We start from the raw sequence: 20316 nt of genomic DNA, 5'->3' as shown, positions 1-20316 counted from the left end.
ATCTTCTAGAGTGTGAGCACTCTCGAAGTGAACGAGGTCTTCGTCGGGCGGCCGTCGGTGCTGGGGATGAAACGCGACGTTCCCGTGTACAGCGCCATCGCCAAGACGCGGGTGGAAGCGCCGTTCCTGGAGCTGGACGAGATCAACCTGGCCGGTGACGACCAGGCGGACCGAAGTGTCCACGGCGGTGTCGACAAAGCGGTTTACGTCTACCCGGCGACGCATTACGCGGCCTGGGCCGAGCAGGGCTTCCCGGTGGTCGCGGGCGACTTCGGGGAGAACGCGTCGGTGACGGGCGCCGATGAGTACGACGTGCGCGTCGGCGACGTCTGGGCCTGGGGAGACGCGCTGGTCCAGGTCTCGCAGCCGCGCACGCCGTGTTTCAAGCTCGCGATGAAGACCGGGCGCAAGGACGTCATCCCGGCCATGATCGATTCCGGGCGCAGCGGCTGGTACCTGCGAGTGCTGCGGACGGGCGAAGTGCCCACTTCGGGGCGCATGACGCTCGAAGAACGCGATCCGGTGAATCCGACGATCGCCGAGGTCTACGTCGCCTCGTTCACCAACGTCGCCCAGCTGGACGACGACCGTCGCGACGCGTACTGGTCGCTGCTGGACCGGGTGCTCGCGGCACCGGCGCTTTCCCGGCAGTACCGTGACGGCCTGGAATCGGCGAAGCGGCGGCGAGAGGAACGGAATGCCGGTTGACGGCCGGGTGGCCCGAGGTGACGCGACGAGGCGGATCGTGCTTCGGCGCGCCGTCGACATCGCCTCCGTCGAAGGGCTCGACGGGCTGTCCCTCGGCAGGCTCGCCGCCGAACTGGAACTGAGCAAATCCGGGGTGTTCGCGTTGTTCGGTTCCAAGGAGGAACTGCAGCTCGCGGCGGTCGAGACGGCGAGCGCGATCTTCGCGGAGAACGTCGTCGAGCCGACACTGCGCGTCGAACAGGGGATCGCGCGGTTGCGCGCGCTGTGCGCGAACTGGCTCGACTACTCGGAACGCCGGGTGTTCCCTGGCGGCTGTTTCTTCTTCAACACCGGCGCCGAATTCGACGCGCGGACCGGCCGGGTCCACGACGCGGTCGCGAACGCGAGCCGCGCCTTCGCCCAGTTCATCCGGTCCACCGTCGTCGAGGCGCGGAAGGCGGGGCACCTGCGGGAGTCCGTCGACGTGAACCGGCTGGCCTTCGAACTGCACGCGCTCGGCCGGGCCGCGAACGCCGATTCGGTGATGTTCGGCGGCACGGAGCCCTACGCGCTGGCCCGCGCCGCCATCACCGCCCGCCTCGACGACGCGGCCGTGCAATGAAAGGCCCCTTCCTTGCGAAATTTGCAAGGAAGGGGCCTTTCATTGCGCGCTACTTCCAGTCGACCTGCGTGGACCGATAGAAGTCGATGCCCTGCTGAACCCACCGCGGGCTCTGCTTCGCCAGCCGGAGCCGGTAGGCGTCCCAGGTCCGGGATTCCTTCGGCGACCAGCCGATCTCGGCGTACCCAGGAAGCCTCGGGAACGCCATGAATTCGATGTGGTCACTGGTGATCAGCGTTTCCGACCACAGCGGAGCTTCGACGCCGATGACGTTCTTCTCTGACACACCCTGCAGATACGTGGCCGGATCCCAGTCGTAACCGGTCTTGACCTCGATCAGCCCGGCCCAGCTCAGCCCGAGCGGCGTCTGCGGGTGGTACTTCATGTCCAGGTACGCCTTGTTCGCCGGCGACATGAGGATCTTGTTGCCGCGCGCCGCCGCCTCGGCCACGTGGGCGTCCGTCCCGGTCGTGCCCCAGAACTGCGGGACGGCCGAAACCGGCGGTTTCGTCTTGGCGATGTCGTGCCAGCCGGTGATCGTCTTGCCGTACTTCGCGACGATCGGATGCACCTTCGTGGCGAAGGTCTGGTAGTCCTCCGGAGTGGTCGAGTGGGCCTCGTCGCCACCGATGTTGATGTACTTCCCGGGGGTGATCGCCGACAGTTCGCGGACGACGTCGTCGACGAACTTGTAGGTGATGTCCTTGCCGATGCACAGCGAGCTGTAGCCGACCTCGATGTCCGTGCGCGGCGGCACCGCCTTGCCGTCACAGTTCAGCTCGGCGTAGGAGTGCTGCGCCGCGTTGGTGTGCCCCGGCATGTCGATCTCGGGAACGATCGTGATGTGCCGCGAAGCCGCGTAGCGCACCAGGTCCTTGTACTGCTCCTGCGTGTAGTAGCCGCCGGGAGCGCCGCCGACGGCCGTCTGGCCGCCCACGGTCGCCAGCTTCGGCCAGCTCTTGATCTCGATCCGCCAGCCCTGGTCGTCGCTCAGGTGCAGGTGAAGGTTGTTGATCTTGTACTGCGCGATCTGGTCGATGTAGAGCTTGACCTGCGCCGGCGTGAAGAAGTGCCGGGCGACGTCGAGCATCGCGCTGCGGTAGCCGAAGCGCGGGTAGTCGAGCACCGTGCCGCCCGAAACCACCCACGATCGCTTCTGGACGGTCTTCGCCTCGATCGCGGACGGGAGCAACTGGCGCAGGGTCTGCACGCCGAGGAACAGGCCGTCGTCGGTGTTCGCCTTCAAGGTCACGCCGGACCGCGACACCTTGAGCTGGTAGCCCTCGCCGCCCACGCGGCCGCTCGCGTGGCCGGTCTCGAGCGAGATGGCGGGGCCGCCGCCGCGGTGACCGCTGACGACGGGCAGCCGGTAGCCGGTGGCGGGCCGGAGCAGGCCTGCCAGGTACTCGGCGACCTGCCTGCCTTCGCGGTCGGTGCGGATGACGGTCGCGGGACCGAGCCGGAAGTCGGAGCGGGGATCGGGTTTCGCGTCGACCGGCGCCGGGACGACGTCGGCGACGGTCCGTTCGGCCTTCGCGTGCCACCCGGCCGCGGTATCCGCGTTCGCCGTCGCGGGCAGGCCGAGCGTCACGAGACTCAGTACCGCCACGCCGAGCACGGTTCTGGACAGGCGTTTACTCATGGAGCACCTCCGGTCGGATAACTGGAGACTCTCTTCCCTGAGAAGGTATAGACCAATAGGGCAAACACGACAACACCCGATCGGACCAGTACGCCGTACCGATCACCGGTCACTCGCCGCGCAGAACCGCTTTCAGGGCATCGAGAACGCTCGCGTCTTCGACCGTCGAAGGCACCTGCTCGTCGCGGCCGTCGGCGATCCCGCGCATGGTCTTGCGCAGGATCTTCCCGGACCGTGTCTTCGGCAACGCGTCCACAATGGACACGTCGCGGAACGCGGCGACCGGCCCGATGTCGCGCCGCACCAGTGCGACCAACTCGGCCTTGAGTGTTTCCGGGTCGACGTCGGTGCCCGATTTCAGCACCACGAAACCGCGCGGAAGCTGCCCCTTCAGCTGGTCCCGGACACCGATCACCGCGCATTCGGCGACAGCGGGGTGCGACGCCAGCACGGCCTCCATCGAACCCGTCGAAAGACGGTGGCCCGCGACGTTGATGACGTCGTCGGTGCGGCCCATGACGAACAGATAGCCGTCTTCGTCGACGTACCCGGAGTCACCCGTCAGGTAGTGGCCTTCGTACCGCGAAAGGTATGCCTCGCGATACCGCTCGTCGTCCTGCCACAACGTCGGCAATGAACCCGGTGGGAGCGGCAGTTTGATGGCGATGGCGCCCTCCCGTCCGGCGGGGAGCGGGTCGCCGGCCTGGTCCAGGATCCGCACGTCCCAGCCCGGGACCGGTTTCGTCGCGGAACCGGGTTTGACCGGCATCGGTTCCAGCCCGCGCGGATTCGCCGCGATCGGCCAGCCGGTCTCGGTCTGCCACCAGTGATCGATCACCGGCACCCCGAGTTTGCCGTGGGCCCAGTGGTAGGTCTCCGGATCGAGCCGTTCCCCGGCCATGAACAACGTCTTGAACCCGCCGAGCTGGTATTTTCCGATTTCGCCTCCGTCCGGATCGACCTTCTTGATCGCCCGCAACGCCGTCGGCGCGGTGAACAACGCCTTCACCCCGTGGTCGGCGATGACTCGCCAGAACGCGCCCGCGTCCGGGGTTCCGACCGGCTTGCCCTCGTACATGACCGTGGTCGCCCCGATGAGGAGCGGCGCGTACACGATGTAGGAATGGCCGACGACCCAGCCGACGTCGGACGCCGTCCACCAGGCGTCACCGGGCCGGATGTCGTAGATCGCGCCCATCGACCAGGCCAGCGCGACCGCGTGCCCGCCGGTGTCGCGCACGACGCCTTTCGGCTTCCCCGTCGTGCCGGAGGTGTACAGGATGTACAGCGGATCGGTGGCCGCGACCGGCACCGGATCGGCGGGGGAGGCCTTCGCGACGAGTTCGGCCCAGTCCGCGTCGCGCTCTCCCATCTCGGCGCGAGCACGCTCCCGCTGCAGCACCACGACCTTGTCCGGCTGATGGACGGTGCCCGCGAGCGCCTCGTCGATGATCGGCTTGTACTCGACGACCCGCGTCGGCTCGATCCCGCACGAGGCGGCCACGATGACCTTGGGTTTCGCGTCCTCGATCCGCGCCGCGAGCTCCTTGGGCGCGAAGCCGCCGAACACCACCGAGTGCACCGCGCCTAGCCGGGCGCACGCCAGCATCGCGACCGCGGCCTCGGGAACCATCGGCATGTACACGATGACGCGGTCGCCCTTCCCGACGCCGAGCGACGCGAGCGCGCCGGCGAAACGCGCGACTTCGTCCAGCAGTTCCGTGTAGGTGAACCGGCGTACCGAATCGGTGACGGGAGAATCCCAGATCAGCGCGGTCTGCTCGCCGCGGCCGTCCCGCACGTGCCGGTCGAGCGCGTTGAACGCGGTGTTCAGCTCCCCGTCCGGGAACCAGCGGTAGAACGGAGCTTTCGACGCGTCCAGCGCCCGCGTCGGCTGACGGGTCCAGTCGATCGCCTGCGCGGCTTCGAGCCAGAAACCCTCCGGGTCTTCGAGGCTCCGCTGGTACGACTCGGCGTGCATCGAATACTCCTTCGCGTTCGGGTACCGGACCCCATCATGGACTTCCGGCCGGGCCGATGCCCGGTGGTAACGGCGGGGAGACGCCCGCGACAACCCGGCAACCCTGTGCGGGCATGGAGCGTCCTAAGCTGGACTAGGGGGAAAACCGCCGGAAACGGCCTCGACGAGCGAGGGGAGCAGGGTCCATGGGACTAGCGAGCGCGCTGCTTTCGTTCGCGCACAGCCTGTTCGGACCAGGGATCTGGCCTGGGGACTGGGTGTGGGCGACGAGCACCGCGGGAGCGCTGGTCGCGCTGCTGCCCGCACTGGGAGCGATGGTCGTCGCGATCATCCGCAAAGGCACCGGCAACCGCTACGACGTGGTGACCCTGTCCATCTTCGGCGGGATCGGCGTCGTCGCCGTCTTCCTGCTGCCGTGGCTGCTGGCCACCGGGGTTTCGCAGACGTACCAGGAGGCCGCGTCCAAATCGGGCGGTAAGTCCGGCTTCTCCGGCAGCGACCTGGCGACCTTCAACGCCGACTACAGCCCGCTGATCGGGAAGCAGAGCGAGTACCTCGGCCGCGGCCAGAACGTGTACGAGGTCCTGTTCTACCCGAACGGGATGCAGCTCAGTTACATCTTCTACCTGATCCTGCTGGTCGGGTTGCCGGCGCTGTCGCTGCTGTTCGTGATGCTGCAGGCACGCACCGCCTTCCGTCGCGGCCCGAAGTGGCCTTCGCGGTTCTTCTGGATCCCGTTCGTGCTGATGGTGCTGGCGAGCGTCGGCATGGGCGCGAACACGGCCGTGCACTTCTGGCTCGGTTTCCTGCCGTTCAGCGTGCTGGGCCTGATCCCGGTCGCGCTCGTCGGCCCGCCGCCGTGGTCGGTGATCAACCGGCCCGACCCGCAGCCCCGGCAGAAGATCGAGCCGTACCGCCCGGAGCCGCCCGCCCCGAAACCGCAGCCGCAACTGCCGCCCCCGCCCGCCAAGCAGTACCCGGCGACCGCGCTGGCACAGGCACCCGAACCGCCCGCGCTGGCCGCGGTTCCCGGCCCGGTCCCGGCGCCCCCGGGTTCCCGCAACTCCGGCGGCGGCCGCTACAAGCGCGTCCGGCGGCTCGGCCACGGTGGCTTCGGCACCGTGTGGGAAGCGGTCGACACACAGCTCAACCGCACGGTCGCGCTGAAGATCGCGCACGCGCCGGACCGGGACACCGAAGAGCGCATGCAGCGCGAGGCCAGGGCGCTGGCCGTGGTGAACCACCCCAACTGCGTGAAGGTGTACGACCTCGTCGAGGAACCCGACGGGCTCGCGCTGGTCATGGAGTACCTCGAGGGGCGCTCGCTGGCCGAGATCGTCGACTCGCAGGGCCCGCTCGACGACATCGCCGCCGGACGGCTCTGGTCGACCATGGCGGGCGCGCTCGCCGCGGCGCACGAGAAGGGTGTGCTGCACCGGGACCTCAAGCCGTCGAACATCATCCTCGACCGCAACGGGCTCGCCCACCTCATCGACTTCGGCATCGCCCGCAGCCAGGGCGACTCGAAGATGACCGCGACCGGGATGATGATCGGCACGCCGGACTTCGTCGCTCCCGAGCAGGCGATGGGCTCACCGGCCAGCCCGGCTTCGGACGCTTGGCAGCTCGCCGCGACGGTCAGCTACGCGCTCTCGGGCCAGCCGCCGCGCGGCACCCGGGAGACCCCGATGGCCGCGCTGATGGCCGCCGCCCGCGCCGAACCGGTGTCGAAGCTGCCGAACCGCAGCGCGCACGCCCGGATCCTCATCGCGTCGCTCGACCAGGAACCCCGCCGCCGTCCGACGCTCACCGCCGTGCGGCGCGACGTCGAAGGCTGGCTCGCCCGCGCGGGCAAGTCGCCGGACGGCCCGGTGACACAGATCGTGCCGCGCCGCCCTCCGCAGTCGCAACCGCAGCCCCACCAGCAGGCGCAGCCCCAGCGTCACCCACGCTGACCTGCGAAAAGAGAGCAAGGGACCTTTGCTCACGTTAGTTAGCGTGCTAACCAACGACAGCAAAGGTCCCTTGCTCTCTTTCAGTCGATGATGACCCAGGTCCCGCCGCGCCAGGCCATGGTGAACGTCTTGGGCTGGGCGGCCATCATGGCGATCTGCGGGCTGATCGCGCCCGGCGGCACGAGGACCTTGTCCGGTCCCTTGCTCTGCAGTTTCGCCCGGTCGACGCGTGTGGACTTCAGCTTCTTGACGTCGTCGGCCGAGAGCATCCCGAACTGCATCGGGGTGAGGCTGCGGCATTCCTTCATCCCGCCGTCGAACGCCGGCGCGGTGATCCGGCAAACGGTGTCGAGGTCCTTGTCGCCCAGAGCGTGGTGATACTCCTCCATCACGTCGGCGGCTCCGTCTGGCGTGTGCGCCACCGCGCCTCCGGTGGCGGGTTTGGTCACCTCGGAGGCGATCGCCGAAGGTTTCGACGAACTGGGCTGTGCGGTGCTGCCGGCCGGTGCCTCCGAGGTGCTCGGAACGGCCGAAGACTGCGGCGCCGCGGTCCCCGGCGTCTGTTCCTCACACCCCGCGATCAAGAACAACGCCGCGGCCGCGCAGGCCGCTCCGAGCGGACGTATCGTCATGATGCCCCCTGTAAGACTGCTGCTGACCAGGGGAGAGTAACAACTATCGACCAAGTGTCACACTTGAATCGGGAAATCAGGAGTCGCCCGTGATCAGGCCCAGCATCGACACGGACAAGATGAGCTGAGCGGAGACACAGGTCCGCGGCATCGCTTCCTTCTTCTTGCCCACGAAGTCGACTTGCACGACCTGGCCGTTGCTCAGCTGGACGCTCAGGGCGCAGGACTCCGCGGTCTGCTCGAACCTGGCCTTCAAGGTGCCGAACTGGCCATTCCGCACCTCCGCGCCCGCTTTGGGCGGCACGGCTTCGAGACCGCCTGTGCCGTTCGTGTACATCCCGACCGCCTTGGCGTACGGGACTTCGTGAGTGCACGTCGGCCCGAGCGGCCCTTCGCCTTTCTGAGCGCCTTCGCGGCCCGCGTTGACTCCGGCGTAGTTCGTATGAGTGAACTTGACGACTTCGCAGATGTCCGCGTTCTTCAGTGCGTCGGCGGCCGGTTCCTGAACGGTGCCCGGCGCCGGTTTGCCACCGGCGAGCGGGACGAACTTCTTCAGCACCACTTCGGCGACCTTCTTCGCCAGCTCGCAGTGCTCGGCGCGAGTGCCCGCTTCATCGCTGTCGACGTCATAGGCGTCGACAGCGATCGAGGCGTAGGCGCGGACGTCCATGTTGACCGAGCAGAACGTCACCGGTTCCGGGTCGAAGGCGTAGGTCCGCCCCTTGATCCCGGCGATCTCCACCGGCTCCATCAGTGCCGAGTCCTGCGTGATCCAGCTGTACGGGCTGTAGGCGTGCACCTGCGCGCCCTTGTTGTTCGGGAACTCGAACTGACAGCCGCTGAGCACCCCTTTGGTGCTCACAAGGCCCAACGGCTGAAGATCCGGCTTGATCGACTCGAGCCAGTCGCAACCCGCCTCACCGCGTTCGGCGGGCAGGGCCAGCGGCTGGTCGAGTACCTGATCGCTGAAACCCGACCCGTCGGCGGGCGGCTCGTACCGCGGGTACTTCGCGTCGCTCGCACCCGGTGCCGATCCCTCGCGGAAAGCCTTTCCGTCGATGGCGCTGGAACACCCGGTGAGCAGCAAGGCGACGGCCACGAAAACCGGCCAACGAGACATGACGACCCCCAGAAATCCTCAATTCGGACGGGAGTCTAAGTCGCTTCCGGACGCCTCGCTGGGTCTTCGCTCAACCGGTCGTGGTCACTTCCAGGACGGTAGCCACAACTCGGCGTTCCAGTGGTCGTTGGTGATCGCGTTGCCGTTGAGAATCGGCCACAACCAGGCGAAATTGGCCACGACGAGACCCACGTAGAGCGCGACGACGAGCATGCCGGTGCCCCGTCGTTCGAAACCGCGTTTCGCGCTGCCCAGGATCTGCCCGAGGATCAGCGTCAACCCGAGTACCAGGAACGGCGCCAGCGGCGTCGCGTAGAAGTAGTACATCTGGCGGTCGAGGTTGGTGAACCACGGCAGGAACCCGGCCAGGTAACCGACGAGCACGGCCGCGTAGCGCCAGTCCGCGCGGAAGACCGACCGCCACACGCTCCAGCCGAGCATCGGCAGGGCCAGCCACCACATGGCGGGCGTGCCGATCAGCATCGTCGCCCGCACACAGGTCGACTCGCCGCAGCCGGTCGCGTCGGTGCCGCCCGCGTACGCGTAGAGCATCGGCCGCAGGCCCATCGGCCAGGTCCACGGCTTCGACTCCCACGGATGCGGTTTGTCCTTGGGTGTCACCAGGTTCGCGTGGAAGTCGAGGACGTTCATCGTGTAGTCGCCGAGCGACCGCAGCGCGGGCGGCATCCAGGCCCAGAAACCGGGATCGATGTCCTTGATCGCCACGTAGTTGCGGTCGGTCGCGGTCTCGCTCGCGAACCAGGCCCAGTAGCAGGCGAGGTACACCAGGATCGGGATGACGACGATCGCCCACAGCGCGGGCAGCACGTCGCGGCGCAGTGTGCCGACCCAAGGCCGCTGCACCCCGGCGGCCCGCCGGGCGGCGACGTCGAAGAAAACGGTGAGCAGGCCGAACGCGGCGATGTAGTAGAGCGCCGACCACTTGACGCCGAAGGTCAGCCCGATCATCAGGCCGCCGGCGAACCGCCACCACCGGAAGCCCAGCTTCGGGCCGAACCGGGACTCGTCGATCCAGCCTTCGCGGACGGCCACGGCGAGCCGCTGCCGCACCTGGTCGCGGTCGCAGAGCACGCAGGCGAACGCGGCGAGGACGAACAACGCGATGAAGATGTCGAGCATCCCCATGCGGGACTGCAGGTGAAGGACGCCGTCGCTGATCACCAGGATCCCCGCGACCGCGCCGAGCAGGGTCGAGCGGGTGAGGCGCCGGGCGATCCTGATCGTGAGGAACACGATCAGCGTGCCCGCCAGCGCGGGCATGATCCGCCAGCCCCAGGCGTTGTAGCCGAACAGCCATTCGCCGATCGCGATGAGATGCTTCGCCAGCGGCGGGTGGACGATCAGCTCGTAGCCGTAGTTGTCCTCGTAACCGCCGTTGCGCAGCATCTGCCACGCCTGGGGCACGTAGTGCTTCTCGTCGAAGACGGGTGTGCCCTTGTCCGTGGGCGTTCCCAGGTTCTGGATCCGGACGATGCCGCCGATGAGCGTCAGCACCAGCGTGACGATCCAGCCGCGCAGGCGATCGGTCGGCATGCCGCGACCGAGGAGGGTGGCCTCCCGGTCACTCGGTGGCCTGAGCGCGTCGACCGGATCCGGCCGCACGCTCTCATTGTCCCGGGTCAGCAGTGCGGTCACGGGGCATGATCCTACGGGCGGAAGAGTGAACTCGGTGTCCGGATCTGCGAACCGGTTAACCTTCGGGAATGACCGAAGGACGCCTCGTGCTGGCAGCCACCCCGCTCGGAGACGTCCGTGACGCTTCGCCGCGCCTGTCCGAAGCGCTCGCGACGGCCGACGTGATCGCCGCCGAAGACACCCGGCGCCTGCGCTCCCTCACCGCGGCTCTCGACGTCTCGCCGGTCGGGCGCGTCGTCAGTTTCTACGAGGACGTCGAGACGGCTCGTCTGCCGAAACTGCTCGAATCGCTCCAATCGGGCGAAACGGTGGTCCTGGTGACCGACGCCGGCATGCCGAGTGTTTCGGATCCCGGATTCCGCCTGGTCGCGGCCTGCGTCGAGGCGGAGGTGCCGGTGACCTGCCTGCCCGGTCCGTCGGCGGTGACCACGGCACTCGCGCTGTCCGGCCTGCCTTGCGACCGTTTCTGTTTCGAAGGATTCGCTCCGCGCAAGCCCGGCGAACGCGCGAAATGGCTCGGTTCGCTGAAGGACGAGCCCCGGACGGCCGTGTTCTTCGAATCTCCGCACCGTCTCGCGAGCACGCTCGCCGACGCCGCCGAGGTCCTGGGGCCCGACCGTCGCGCCGCCGTCTGCCGTGAACTGACCAAAACCTACGAAGAGGTCAAACGCGGCAATCTGCCGGAGCTGGCGGCCTGGGCCGCCGATGGGGTCAAGGGCGAGATCACCGTCGTGCTCTCGGGTGCGCCGCCGCGTTCGGTGAGCGTCGAGGACCTGGTCTCGGAAGTCTCGTCGCGGGTCGCGGCCGGTGAACGCCTCAAATCCGCCGCCGCCGAGGTCGCCGAAGCGACCGGTGTGTCGAAGAAGGAGCTTTACGACGCCGTGCTCGCGTCCCGTAAGAGCTAGGACAGCAAGGCCGTCACGGCCGCGTGCGCCTTCGCGGCATCAGGCTCCGCGCCGGTGATGACGTCCGTATAGATGAAGGACTCGCCGATCCGCACCAGCAGGTAGGCGAGGTCCTCGACCGGCAGCGGCGGGGTGAGCCGCCCGGCCGCGACCTCCTCGTCGAGGAACTCGCGCGTTTTCGCGATCGCGCGACTCTGCACCACGCTGGCCTTCGTGGTCAGGATCCGCAGCGCCCGCTCGGGCTCGTTGCGCAGGAACTCACGGAACGGTTTCGAGCCGTTCACGGTCCGGACGAAGGTGCCGACTAGGTCCGCGATCCCTTCCGCGCCGCGGCCGAGCTTGCCGGAAGCGCGCGCTTCGAAGACCTCGACGGTCATCGACCACAGGATCTCGCCGAGCAGTTGGTCCCGGCCGCCGACCCATCGGTGCAAAGTGGCCCGGCTGATCCCCAGCTCACCGGCGAGTTCACCCATGTCCACCCGGCGCCCCTCCAGAAACCGGGCGCGCGCGATCGTGAACGCGCGCAGGGCGTCCGGGCGCGGCGAGGTCAGCTGGCGTTCGAGTGCGGTTTCGATGAGTGAAACATATCACGGCATGTCTCACCGATGAGACATATGTAAGAATGTCTTACCTCTCGACGAGGAGGATGCGGATGCGCGCAGTACAGGTGACCGAGTTCGGCGGACCCGAGGTGCTCAACCTCGTCGACCTCCCCGATCCCGTTCCGGGCCCAGGTCAGCAGCTGGTCGAGGTCGACCGGATCGGTATCAACTACGCCGACACGCACCAGGCCGAGAACTCGTACCTCGCCCCGAGCAAGCTGCCGCTCGTCCCCGGCGGTGAGATCGTCGGCCGCACCGCGGACGGCAAGCGGGTCGTCGCGTTGCTCAACGGTGGCGGCGGCTATGCCGAGCGAGCGGTGGCCGACGAGGTCACCAGTTTCGGCGTGCCGGACGGCGTCGACGATCTGACCGCGCTCTCCTTCATCGTCCAGGGCACCACCGCCTCGCTTCTGCTGCGCAAGAGCGCTCACCTCGAACCCGGCGAATCCGTCGTCGTGCACGCGGCGGCGGGCGGGGTGGGTTCCATCGCCGTGCAGCTGGCGAAAGCCTGGGGAGCGGGCCGGGTCATCGCCACCGCCAGCAGCGACGAGAAGCGTGCCCTCGCCCTCGAACTCGGCGCCGACGTCGCCATCGATTCGCGCGCCGAGAACATGACGGACGCCCTTCGTGAGGCGAACGGCGGCAAGCGCGTCGACATCGTGCTCGACATGACCGGCGGCAGGGTCACGGACCAGAGCATCGCGGCCCTCGCGCCGTTCGGCCGCCTCGCGTTCTACGGCATGGCCAGCCGCGAGAACCCGAAGCCGATCGAAGCCCGCAACCTTCTCGGGCACAGCACCACCGTTTCCGGGATGTGGCTGCCGCACGCCTTCAAGCTCCCTGGCAACCTCTTCGGGCGCGCGCTCGACGAGCTTTTCGAGCTGGCTCTCGCCGGCCAGGTCCGCGCTATCGCCGGCGGCGAGTACGCGCTGTCCGACGCGCGCGCCGCCCACGAGGCCCTGCGGTCGCGCGGCACGATGGGCAAGCTCCTGCTGGACCCTGCCAAGTAGTACCGAGTAGTCAGTCGAGCAGGCGCTCCAGCGGAGCGGACTTGTGCAGGCATTCCTGCCATTCCGCTTCGCTGTCGGAGTCGGCGGTGATCCCGCCGCCGACTCCCAGCGCGATCGTGCCTTTGTGGATTTCGAAGGTTCTGATCGCGACGTTCAGTTCCAGCCCGGCGATCGGCGAAGCGAGTCCGATCGCGCCTGTGTAGACACCACGCGCGGCCGGTTCCAATTCGGCGATCAGGTCCAGCGCCCGGATCTTCGGCGCGCCAGTCACCGAGCCGGGTGGGAAGGTGGCCGCCAGCAAGGCCGCGTCGTCGATCCCGTCGGCGAGTGATCCCTCCACAGTGGACTCCAGATGCCAGACGCCCGGCGCGGGCCGGACCGCGAGAAGTTCGGGCACCCGTACGGTGCCGGTGGCGCACACCCGCCCGAGATCGTTGCGGACGAGATCGGTGATCATCACGTTCTCGGCGACGTCCTTGGTGGATTCCCGCAGCCGCTGCGCGAGATGCGCGTCCGCGGCGCTCCGCCGCGGCAGCGTGCCCTTGATCGGCGTCGACCGGACGTGCCGCCCGCGCCTGGCAAGGAAAAGCTCGGGGGAGAACGACACGACTGAGCCCCAGTCGCCGCTGAGGAACGCCGCCCGGCGTGCTCCCAGGCGACGCGCGCCCTCGGCGAACAACGCGATCGGGTCGCCGGTGAACTTTCCGCTGAAGCGAGCGCAGATGTTCGCCTGGAACAACTCGCCGGCCTCGATCGCGTGCACACACGCTTTGACCGCGTCGTAGTGCTCGGAGGGAAGCGGGCGCGACAACGGGCCGGAACTCCAAGCCGTCGCTTCGGGAACCTCGGCAAGGGCGGATTCCACCGCGGCGACCTCGTCGACCGGATCCGGGGCGTCGTCGGGAACCAGGGCTTCGAACCACCACGAACCGTCCGTGTCCAGCCGCAGCACCCGATCGACCCAGCCCCACGCGGCCGGAGGAAGCGCGCCGAAACGGCCCGATGGATCGGTCAAGTCATAACCCAGGTAACCGAACCAGCCGCCCCCGACCGCCCCGGGTATCGCGTCGCGAACGTCAGGCAGCCGGGTGGGGATCGCGAACGCTTCCGCCACGTCCCGGACAGGAGTCAGGGAAGCGTTGAGTGCGATGACCGCGCGCGACGAGAACCACTCTCCGCACAGCGCGGCGGGCGGTGCGAGGCCGAGCTTTTCGGCGCGTAGCCCGAGGACCGCCAGCGCCCGTTCGGGCCCGACGTCCGTCCGCAGCCTCCGGCACATCAACCGCACGCGACATTGTCACCGCCCGGACGGCCGGAAAGGCAACCCGCGTCGGCCGGAAAGTGAGATCCGCGACCACGGGGTGACATCCTGCACATCCCTCGTCACGCAGTGGGCACTACAGAAGCACATCCGTGAGCTTGAAGGGGTAGACCACGGTGTCCTGCGCGATCGGTCCGTCCACACCGGGCAACCCGGTACCGAAACCGTGCTGATGCAGGCCCAATCGCGAGTGGAACCATCCCGGTCTTCCCGGGATTTCGTTGTGCCTGACCAGCCACAGGACCACTTCGCTGTCCGCCCACTTGTCCGGGTGCAAGCGGTTCGTCCAGCAGTCGAGCCCCGCGTACACCAGCACGCGTTCGACGCGCGCCGCGTTCCGGACGTGCTTGATCCACGCCTTGATGAACCGGTCGTCGACGCTGGGCGCCTCTACTTCGAGCGCCGGCGCGAGCGAACCGGGCGCGAAGGCGCCGAGCGCGCTCGCCGTCCGCACGAAATGGTCGGCCTGGTCGTGCACGGCACCGGGACGGGCGTAGTGCCGTGCGCCGGTGTGGATGCCCGCGTGCTGGGCGCCGGTCAAATTGCGTTCAGCCGCGGAGTCCCGCCAGTTGGTGTTTTCGGTGACGGTGACCGAAGCGAATCGGATGTCGGCGCCACGCACCGCCGCCCAGTCCGTCACCGTCTCGCGGTGGGACAGGGTGACGCCGTGCTCACCTTCCGGATCGATCGAACTCACCTGCCTCGAATTTCGCCCCAGTACGACCGAAAGGTCACCCTACGTCCGCGGAGCGGCCGCAAGGTGACCTTTCGGTTCAGCGTGTCTCAGGCGTTTTCGCGTTGGAACGTCCGTGAGCCCCACCAGATGGCCAGAACGGCCATGACCAGCACCACGACGCTCCCGGTGAACAAGGCGTCCATCGAGAAGTCACCGCGGAAACTGTTCCGCTCGACATCCACCACGTGCCGGAACGGATTGATGCGGGAAATCGTGTACAGCCACTCCGGCGCCGAGTGCGCGGTGATCGGGATCAGGATTCCGGAAAGCAGCAGCAGCGGCAGGAGAACCGCGTTGAGCAAAGCCGGGAAGGTGTCTTCGCTCTTGAGCGTCAACGCCAGTGCGTACGAGCACGATGCCAAGGTGATCGACATCAGGAAGACGATCACCAGGCTGAGCACGACGCCGCCGAACGGCGCGTTCAGGTCGAAGACCAGATACGCCAGCGCGATGATGAGCAAGGCCTGGACGACGGTCTGCAGCGCGTTGGCGAGCACCTTGCCCAGCAACAACGCCACCCGGCTCACCGGTGTGACCCGCATCCGCTCCACCACGCCCGAGTGGTACTCCGCGAGGAGCCCGAACCCGACGAACGAGGCGCCGAACAGCGCGAGCTGCGCGATGATCGCTGGCGTGAAGATCATCCAGCCGTCCACATCGGACAACCCTTGCGCGTTGAGCATTTTCACCAGAAGCGGCCCGAAGAAGAACAAGTAGAGCAGCGGCTGCATGATGCCGATGGCCAGCCACGTCGGGTTGCGCAACGCCGTGAGCATGTCGCGACGGAAGATCAACCAAATGTCATGCAACACGCGTGGCCTCTTTCTCAGTGTCGGCGTCGACCGGCGCGCCCTCTTCGGCGTCGCGCAGGCTCCTGCCCGTCAGAGCCAGGAAGACGTCGTCGAGTGTCGGCCGGTGCACCTGCATGGACGCCATCGCGATGCCACGCGCGTCCAGCGCCCGAAGCAGCTCGGGCATCGCGGTGTCGCCGCGTGGAACCCGGAACCGCACGGTGCCGTCGGTGACGGTCAGCTCGTGTGCCCCTTCGAGACGGCCCGCGACCTCCGCGGTCTCGGCCGCGGATCCCGGTGAGACCCCGATGACGACGCTGTCGCCGGAAACCCTCGCCTTCAACGAGTCCGGCGTGCCTTCGGCGACGATCTTCCCCTCGTCGATGACGATCAGCCGATCCGAGAGCGCGTCGGCCTCGTCGAGGTAGTGCGTGGTCAGGAAGACCGTGACACCCTGCTCGTCGCGCAGCCACCGGATGTGGTCCCAGAGGTTCGCCCGGCTCTGCGGGTCGAGGCCGGTCGACGGTTCGTCGAGGAAGACGAGACCGGGCGAGTGGATCAGCCCGAGCGCGATGTCGAGACGGCGGCGCTGGCCGCCCGACAGGGTCGCGGTCGTCCGCTGGTCGAGCCCGGCGAGATCCAGTTGTTCGGAGAGGACGGCCCCGCGTGCGAGCGCGTCCGCCTTGCTCATCCGGTACAGCCTGCCCTGGAATTCGATCTCCTCGATGACCTTGCTCGCCGGCGCGGTGCCGCCGCCCTGGGCGACGTAGCCGATTCGCCGACGCACCCCCAGCGGGTCGGCGAGCAGGTCGCAGTCGCCGACCGTCGCCTCGCCGGCGGTCGGCTTGAGCAGCGTCGTCAGCATGCGCAGGGTCGTGGTCTTACCCGCGCCGTTCGGTCCGAGGAAGCCGACCAGTTCCCCGGCCGACACGTCGAGATCGACGCCTTTGACGGCGTGGACCTCACCCCCATTGCGGCCCTTGCGGCGGAAACGCCGCTCAAGACCGCGTGCCTTGATCATGTCTACTCCTCTCAGTGCTCAACTAGTCAAGTTTGACTAGTGGCAGGACGCACTGTGCCTTAGGAGTCGTTCCGTAGTCAAATTTGATTACTTGGGTGGCGCGCCGAACACGGCTTCGTCGTCGCCTTCGCCCGCCATCACGTACTCGCCGGCTTCGAGACGGCCGATCAAATCCCGCATCCAGGTGACGTTCGCTTCCGCGTGCGCGCTCCACAGGCGGTACAGCTCGCTCACGTGCGGCGGTTTCCCCAGGTCGACAGCGTGCTCGCGGGCGTAATGGGTCGACTGGGCGTGCGCTTCCATGTTCGCCAGCTGCTGTTTCAGCAGGGCCAGTACCTGCGCGCGGGGAAGGGTCGGCATGAACGTGACCGCCGCGGACAGCGAGTACCCGGTGGCGTCGTCGCTCGACAACGCCCTGCCGAGTTGCACGACGAACTCGGTCTCGCCGTCTTCGGTCAGCCTGTACGCGACGCGATCGGGCCCGCCGCCCGTCTCGACGTCCTCGACCTGTTCCAGAAGGCCTTCGGTGGTCATCTTCTTCAGCGCGTGATAGATCGAACCCGGCTGGACATTGCCCCACTTGTCGGCCGCCCATGAGAGAAGCTCGCGCCGGACCTGGTAGCCGTGTGCCTTCCCGTACATGCGCACGACACCCAGTACCAGCAGACGCGTGGCGGACACCGAGGCCTCCGATCCTCTCCCGGACAACAATGCCTTGGACGACGTCCGTAGGCTAAACAAGCATGAGCACCCCAGTGTTGACTGCGGTGGCCTGGCCCTACGCCAACGGCCCCCGCCACATCGGCCACGTGTCCGGATTCGGCGTCCCGTCCGACGTCTTCTCCCGCTACCAGCGAATGGCCGGCAACCGGGTGCTCATGGTGTCCGGTACCGACGAACACGGCACCCCGATCACCGTCCAGGCCGATAAAGAAGGCATGACCTCCCAGCAGACGGCCGACAAGTACACCCGTCAGATCGGCCAGGACCTGCAGGGGCTCGGCCTCACCTACGACCTGTTCACCCGCACCACCACGGGCAACCACGCCGAGGTCACGCAGCAGATCTTCCTCGCGCTGCACCGCAACGGCTATGTCGTCCCCAAGACGACCCGGGGCGCGATCAGCCCCTCGACCGGCCGCACCCTGCCCGACCGGTACATCGAAGGCACGTGCCCGATCTGCGGCTACGACGGCGCCCGCGGCGACCAGTGCGACAACTGCGGCAACCAGCTCGACGCCGCCGAACTGATCAACCCGAAGTCCCGGATCAACGGCGAAACGCCGAAGTTCGTCGAGACCGAGCACTACTTCCTCGACCTGACGGCGTTCGTCGACACTCTGGGCAAGTGGCTGTCCAGCAAGACCGACTGGCGTCCGAACGTCCTCAACTTCACGAAGAACCTGATCGACGACATGCGGCCGCGGCCGATCACCCGCGACCTCGACTGGGGTGTGAAGATCCCGCTGGACGGCTGGCGCGACCAGCCGCTCAAGCGCTTCTACGTCTGGTTCGACGCGGTCATCGGTTACTTCTCGGCGAGCGTCGAGTGGGCGCGTCGCTCCGGCAACCCGGACGCCTGGCAGGAGTGGTGGAACAATCCGGACGCCCGCTCCTACTACTTCATGGGCAAGGACAACATCACCTTCCACGCCCAGATCTGGCCCGCTCTGCTCTTCGGCCACAACGGCGAGGGTGATCGAGGCGGCGAGGCGGGCAAGTACGGCAAGCTGCACCTGCCCGACGAGATCGTTTCCAGCGAGTTCCTCACCATGAGCGGCTCGAAGTTCTCGACTTCGCGCGGCACGGTCATCTACGTCCACGATTTCCTTCGCGATTTCGGCCCGGACACGCTGCGGTACTTCATCTCGGTCGCGGGCCCCGAAACCCAGGACACCGACTTCACCTGGGACGAATTCGTCCGCCGGACCAACTTCGAACTGGCCAACGAGTGGGGCAACCTCGTCAACCGGTCCATCTCCATGGCCCACAAGAACGTCGGCGCGATTCCGCGCCCCGACGCGCCCACGGCCGCCGACGAGGAGCTCAAGGCGCTCTCGCGCAAGGCATTCGACACCGCCGGCGCCCACTTGCAGCGGTCACGGTTCAAGGCCGCGGCGAGCGAGGCCATGCGCGTCGTCACCGCCGCGAACCGGTACCTGTCGGACCAGGAGCCCTGGAAGCTCAAGGACGACCCGGCCCGGCGCGACAGCGTTCTGCACACCGCTCTGCAGGTCGTCTCGGACGCCAACACGCTGCTGACCCCCTTCCTGCCCCACTCGGCGCAGAAGGTGCACGAGGCGCTCGGCGGCACCGGCGTCTGGGCGGCCCAGCCCGAGCTTCAGGAAGTCGAGGACCTCGACATTCCCGGCCGGATCAACCCCATCATCACCGGGGACTACAAGGCCGAGCAGGCGCGCTGGAAGTCCGTGCCGATCGAGGTCGGCAAGCCGCTGGAGAAGCCGACTCCGCTGTTCGCCAAGCTGGACCCGGAACTCGGCGAGACCGGCCCCGAATGGGCCCCGATCTCCAAGTGATCAGCTGATGGGTGCGGAGAAGAAGGAACTGCCGCCGATCCCGGACAGGTTGCCGGTCTCGGTGGTGGACGCGCACACCCACCTCGACGCGTGCGGCGCGGTCACCGCGGCTGATGTGACAGCCATGGTCGACCGCGCCGAACGCGCCGGTGTTTCGCGGGTGATCACCGTCGCGGACGATCTCGCGTCCGCTCGCTGGGCCGCGCAAGCGTCCACTTGGGACCCGCGGGTCTGGGCCGCCGTCGCGATCCATCCCACGCGCACCAAGGATTTCGGCGAGCCCGAGAAATCCGAAGTGGAGAGTCTCGCGACAGAGTCCAGAGTGGTCGCGGTCGGCGAGACCGGCCTCGACTACTACTGGGACTACTCGCCCCACGACGCCCAGCAGGACGCCTTCCGGTGGCATATCGATCTCGCCAAGCGGATCGGCAAACCGCTGATGATCCACGATCGGGAAGCCCACGACGACGTCCTCCGGATCCTTGAGGAAGAAGGAGCGCCCGAGCAGGTGGTCTTCCACTGTTTCTCCGGAGACGAGCACATCGCGCGCCGGTGCGTCGACGCGGGATACGTACTTTCGTTTGCCGGCACGGTCAGCTTCCGTAACGCCCGAGGGCTCCACGAGGCGGCACGGATCGTTCCGGCGGACCAGTACCTCGTCGAAACGGACGCTCCGTTCCTGACCCCGCATCCGTTCCGTGGGCGCCCGAATGAGCCCTACTGCGCCGCTTACACGGTTCGGCACCTCGCCTCGCTCAGAGGCGAGGCGGTCCACGAGGTGGCCGAATCGGTGCGAACGACCGCTGAGCGGGTCTTCCGCTTGCCGACAGTCACCACCGGTTGAACGGATTGCGACATTAGTGATCAGCAATGGTCCACTCTGATGAGTGACCAACGTCACGACACTCCGGGCGGTGTTTGCGCAACCCGGCGAGGTTCGTTACTGTCCCGTGATCGTGCCGGTCGGTACCCGCTCATGCGGTTTCCGGCTGATACGCCCACAGTCACGTCAGTGCACGTCGGGGAAGCGGAACCAGGAGCGGTACGGCCTGGAACCGTGACGATGGCGCTGGCTGGGGGTGTCGGACTTCTAGAGGT

General features: G+C 67.6%; 19 protein-coding genes. 8 read left to right on the top strand and 11 right to left on the bottom strand.

Translation table 11 applies throughout. The features are described 5' to 3' along the window. Window positions 1–12 precede the first annotated feature (12 nt). A complete protein-coding gene (locus tag DMH01_RS06520; protein ID WP_125674151.1) occupies window positions 13–708 on the top strand; it encodes an MOSC domain-containing protein in 696 nt (231 codons plus the stop codon). After that, a complete protein-coding gene (locus DMH01_RS06515) occupies window positions 698–1309 on the top strand; it encodes a TetR/AcrR family transcriptional regulator (RefSeq protein ID WP_125674150.1) in 612 nt (203 codons plus the stop codon). Before DMH01_RS06520 ends, DMH01_RS06515 begins: the two co-directional genes overlap by 11 nt. Before the next feature lie 49 nt (window positions 1310–1358). On the opposite strand, the gene DMH01_RS06510 is transcribed toward DMH01_RS06515, so the two are convergent. Both DMH01_RS06510 and DMH01_RS06505 read right to left on the bottom strand, forming a co-directional pair. Continuing rightward, a complete protein-coding gene (locus DMH01_RS06510; protein ID WP_125674149.1) occupies window positions 1359–2951 on the bottom strand; it encodes a family 20 glycosylhydrolase in 1593 nt (530 codons plus the stop codon). Window positions 2952–3060: 109 nt separating this feature from the next. Continuing rightward, on the bottom strand, window positions 3061–4932 hold the full coding sequence (locus DMH01_RS06505) for a propionyl-CoA synthetase (protein WP_125674148.1): 1872 nt from the start codon (window positions 4930–4932) through the stop codon (window positions 3061–3063). 185 nt (window positions 4933–5117) lie between these two features. Here DMH01_RS06505 and DMH01_RS06500 point away from each other — a divergent pair, with 185 nt between their 5' ends. Beyond that, entirely contained in the window at window positions 5118–6887 is a 1770-nt protein-coding gene (locus DMH01_RS06500) for a serine/threonine-protein kinase (RefSeq protein WP_125674147.1), read from the top strand. 80 nt (window positions 6888–6967) lie between these two features. Here the strand turns inward: DMH01_RS06500 and DMH01_RS06495 are convergent, their stop codons facing one another. Beyond that, window positions 6968–7309, bottom strand: a complete 342-nt coding sequence (locus DMH01_RS06495) for a hypothetical protein (RefSeq protein WP_233621416.1) — start codon at window positions 7307–7309, stop codon at window positions 6968–6970. Between the two features lie 10 nt (window positions 7310–7319). Between DMH01_RS06495 and DMH01_RS06490 the strand changes: the two genes are divergently transcribed. Next, complete coding sequence (locus DMH01_RS06490; protein WP_233621415.1) at window positions 7320–7559, top strand: hypothetical protein; 240 nt, start codon at window positions 7320–7322, stop codon at window positions 7557–7559. 36 nt (window positions 7560–7595) lie between these two features. Here the strand turns inward: DMH01_RS06490 and DMH01_RS06485 are convergent, their stop codons facing one another. Both DMH01_RS06485 and DMH01_RS06480 read right to left on the bottom strand, forming a co-directional pair. Next, window positions 7596–8639 carry a hypothetical protein gene (locus DMH01_RS06485; protein ID WP_125674146.1) on the bottom strand — a complete coding sequence of 348 codons (1044 nt, stop codon included), beginning with the start codon at window positions 8637–8639 and terminating at the stop codon, window positions 7596–7598. A gap of 84 nt (window positions 8640–8723) precedes the next feature. Then, a complete protein-coding gene (locus DMH01_RS06480) occupies window positions 8724–10295 on the bottom strand; it encodes a dolichyl-phosphate-mannose--protein mannosyltransferase (protein ID WP_125674145.1) in 1572 nt (523 codons plus the stop codon). A gap of 68 nt (window positions 10296–10363) precedes the next feature. On the opposite strand from DMH01_RS06480, the gene rsmI reads away from it, so the two are divergent. Then, window positions 10364–11200 carry a 16S rRNA (cytidine(1402)-2'-O)-methyltransferase gene (rsmI, locus tag DMH01_RS06475; RefSeq protein WP_125674144.1) on the top strand — a complete coding sequence of 279 codons (837 nt, stop codon included), beginning with the start codon at window positions 10364–10366 and terminating at the stop codon, window positions 11198–11200. On the opposite strand, the gene DMH01_RS06470 is transcribed toward rsmI, so the two are convergent. Continuing rightward, window positions 11197–11673 carry a QsdR family transcriptional regulator gene (locus DMH01_RS06470; RefSeq protein ID WP_233621434.1) on the bottom strand — a complete coding sequence of 159 codons (477 nt, stop codon included), beginning with the start codon at window positions 11671–11673 and terminating at the stop codon, window positions 11197–11199. The two genes, rsmI and DMH01_RS06470, sit on opposite strands and share 4 nt — an antisense overlap. 179 nt (window positions 11674–11852) lie before the next feature. Between DMH01_RS06470 and DMH01_RS06465 the strand changes: the two genes are divergently transcribed. Next, window positions 11853–12812: a zinc-binding dehydrogenase gene (locus DMH01_RS06465; RefSeq protein WP_125674142.1), complete on the top strand. Its 960-nt coding sequence runs from the start codon at window positions 11853–11855 to the stop codon at window positions 12810–12812. A 10-nt stretch (window positions 12813–12822) separates the two neighbouring features. Here the strand turns inward: DMH01_RS06465 and DMH01_RS06460 are convergent, their stop codons facing one another. From DMH01_RS06460 to DMH01_RS06440, 5 genes are all read right to left on the bottom strand, one after another. Further along, window positions 12823–14100 carry an aminodeoxychorismate synthase component I gene (locus tag DMH01_RS06460; RefSeq protein WP_125674141.1) on the bottom strand — a complete coding sequence of 426 codons (1278 nt, stop codon included), beginning with the start codon at window positions 14098–14100 and terminating at the stop codon, window positions 12823–12825. 109 nt (window positions 14101–14209) lie between these two features. Next, the gene (locus DMH01_RS06455) at window positions 14210–14830 is read right to left on the bottom strand and encodes a glycoside hydrolase family 25 protein (RefSeq protein WP_125674140.1); all 621 of its coding nucleotides are present in this window, start codon (window positions 14828–14830) and stop codon (window positions 14210–14212) included. A gap of 86 nt (window positions 14831–14916) precedes the next feature. After that, complete coding sequence (locus DMH01_RS06450) at window positions 14917–15681, bottom strand: ABC transporter permease (RefSeq protein WP_125674139.1); 765 nt, start codon at window positions 15679–15681, stop codon at window positions 14917–14919. Next, the gene (locus tag DMH01_RS06445) at window positions 15671–16681 is read right to left on the bottom strand and encodes an ATP-binding cassette domain-containing protein (RefSeq protein WP_125674138.1); all 1011 of its coding nucleotides are present in this window, start codon (window positions 16679–16681) and stop codon (window positions 15671–15673) included. Before DMH01_RS06445 ends, DMH01_RS06450 begins: the two co-directional genes overlap by 11 nt. Before the next feature lie 87 nt (window positions 16682–16768). Next, the gene (locus tag DMH01_RS06440; protein WP_125674137.1) at window positions 16769–17362 is read right to left on the bottom strand and encodes a PadR family transcriptional regulator; all 594 of its coding nucleotides are present in this window, start codon (window positions 17360–17362) and stop codon (window positions 16769–16771) included. A gap of 62 nt (window positions 17363–17424) precedes the next feature. Here DMH01_RS06440 and metG point away from each other — a divergent pair, with 62 nt between their 5' ends. Together metG and DMH01_RS06430 are read left to right on the top strand one after the other, a co-directional pair. Beyond that, window positions 17425–19218 carry a methionine--tRNA ligase gene (gene metG / locus DMH01_RS06435; RefSeq protein WP_199745372.1) on the top strand — a complete coding sequence of 598 codons (1794 nt, stop codon included), beginning with the start codon at window positions 17425–17427 and terminating at the stop codon, window positions 19216–19218. Between the two features lie 7 nt (window positions 19219–19225). Further along, a complete protein-coding gene (locus tag DMH01_RS06430; RefSeq protein WP_125674136.1) occupies window positions 19226–20062 on the top strand; it encodes a TatD family hydrolase in 837 nt (278 codons plus the stop codon). Window positions 20063–20316: the final 254 nt, after the last annotated feature.

This window comes from Amycolatopsis sp. WAC 04182 (assembly GCF_003947465.1).
Classification (GTDB): domain Bacteria; phylum Actinomycetota; class Actinomycetes; order Mycobacteriales; family Pseudonocardiaceae; genus Amycolatopsis.
This window is presented reverse-complemented; position numbering and strand designations above follow the sequence as displayed.

What these genes read in the sequence shown, in the direction of transcription:
- DMH01_RS06515 (WP_125674150.1), top strand. Translation starts at nt 698, where the DNA reads ATGCCGGTTGACGGCCGGGTGGCCCGAGGTGACGCGACGAGGCGGATC.
- DMH01_RS06445 (WP_125674138.1), bottom strand. Translation starts at nt 16,681, where the DNA reads ATGATCAAGGCACGCGGTCTTGAGCGGCGTTTCCGCCGCAAGGGCCGC.
- metG (WP_199745372.1), top strand. Translation starts at nt 17,425, where the DNA reads ATGAGCACCCCAGTGTTGACTGCGGTGGCCTGGCCCTACGCCAACGGC.
- DMH01_RS06465 (WP_125674142.1), top strand. Translation starts at nt 11,853, where the DNA reads ATGCGCGCAGTACAGGTGACCGAGTTCGGCGGACCCGAGGTGCTCAAC.
- DMH01_RS06470 (WP_233621434.1), bottom strand. Translation starts at nt 11,673, where the DNA reads ATGGGTGAACTCGCCGGTGAGCTGGGGATCAGCCGGGCCACTTTGCAC.
- DMH01_RS06485 (WP_125674146.1), bottom strand. Translation starts at nt 8,639, where the DNA reads ATGTCTCGTTGGCCGGTTTTCGTGGCCGTCGCCTTGCTGCTCACCGGG.
- DMH01_RS06505 (WP_125674148.1), bottom strand. Translation starts at nt 4,932, where the DNA reads ATGCACGCCGAGTCGTACCAGCGGAGCCTCGAAGACCCGGAGGGTTTC.
- DMH01_RS06430 (WP_125674136.1), top strand. Translation starts at nt 19,226, where the DNA reads ATGGGTGCGGAGAAGAAGGAACTGCCGCCGATCCCGGACAGGTTGCCG.
- DMH01_RS06510 (WP_125674149.1), bottom strand. Translation starts at nt 2,951, where the DNA reads ATGAGTAAACGCCTGTCCAGAACCGTGCTCGGCGTGGCGGTACTGAGT.
- rsmI (WP_125674144.1), top strand. Translation starts at nt 10,364, where the DNA reads ATGACCGAAGGACGCCTCGTGCTGGCAGCCACCCCGCTCGGAGACGTC.
- DMH01_RS06500 (WP_125674147.1), top strand. Translation starts at nt 5,118, where the DNA reads ATGGGACTAGCGAGCGCGCTGCTTTCGTTCGCGCACAGCCTGTTCGGA.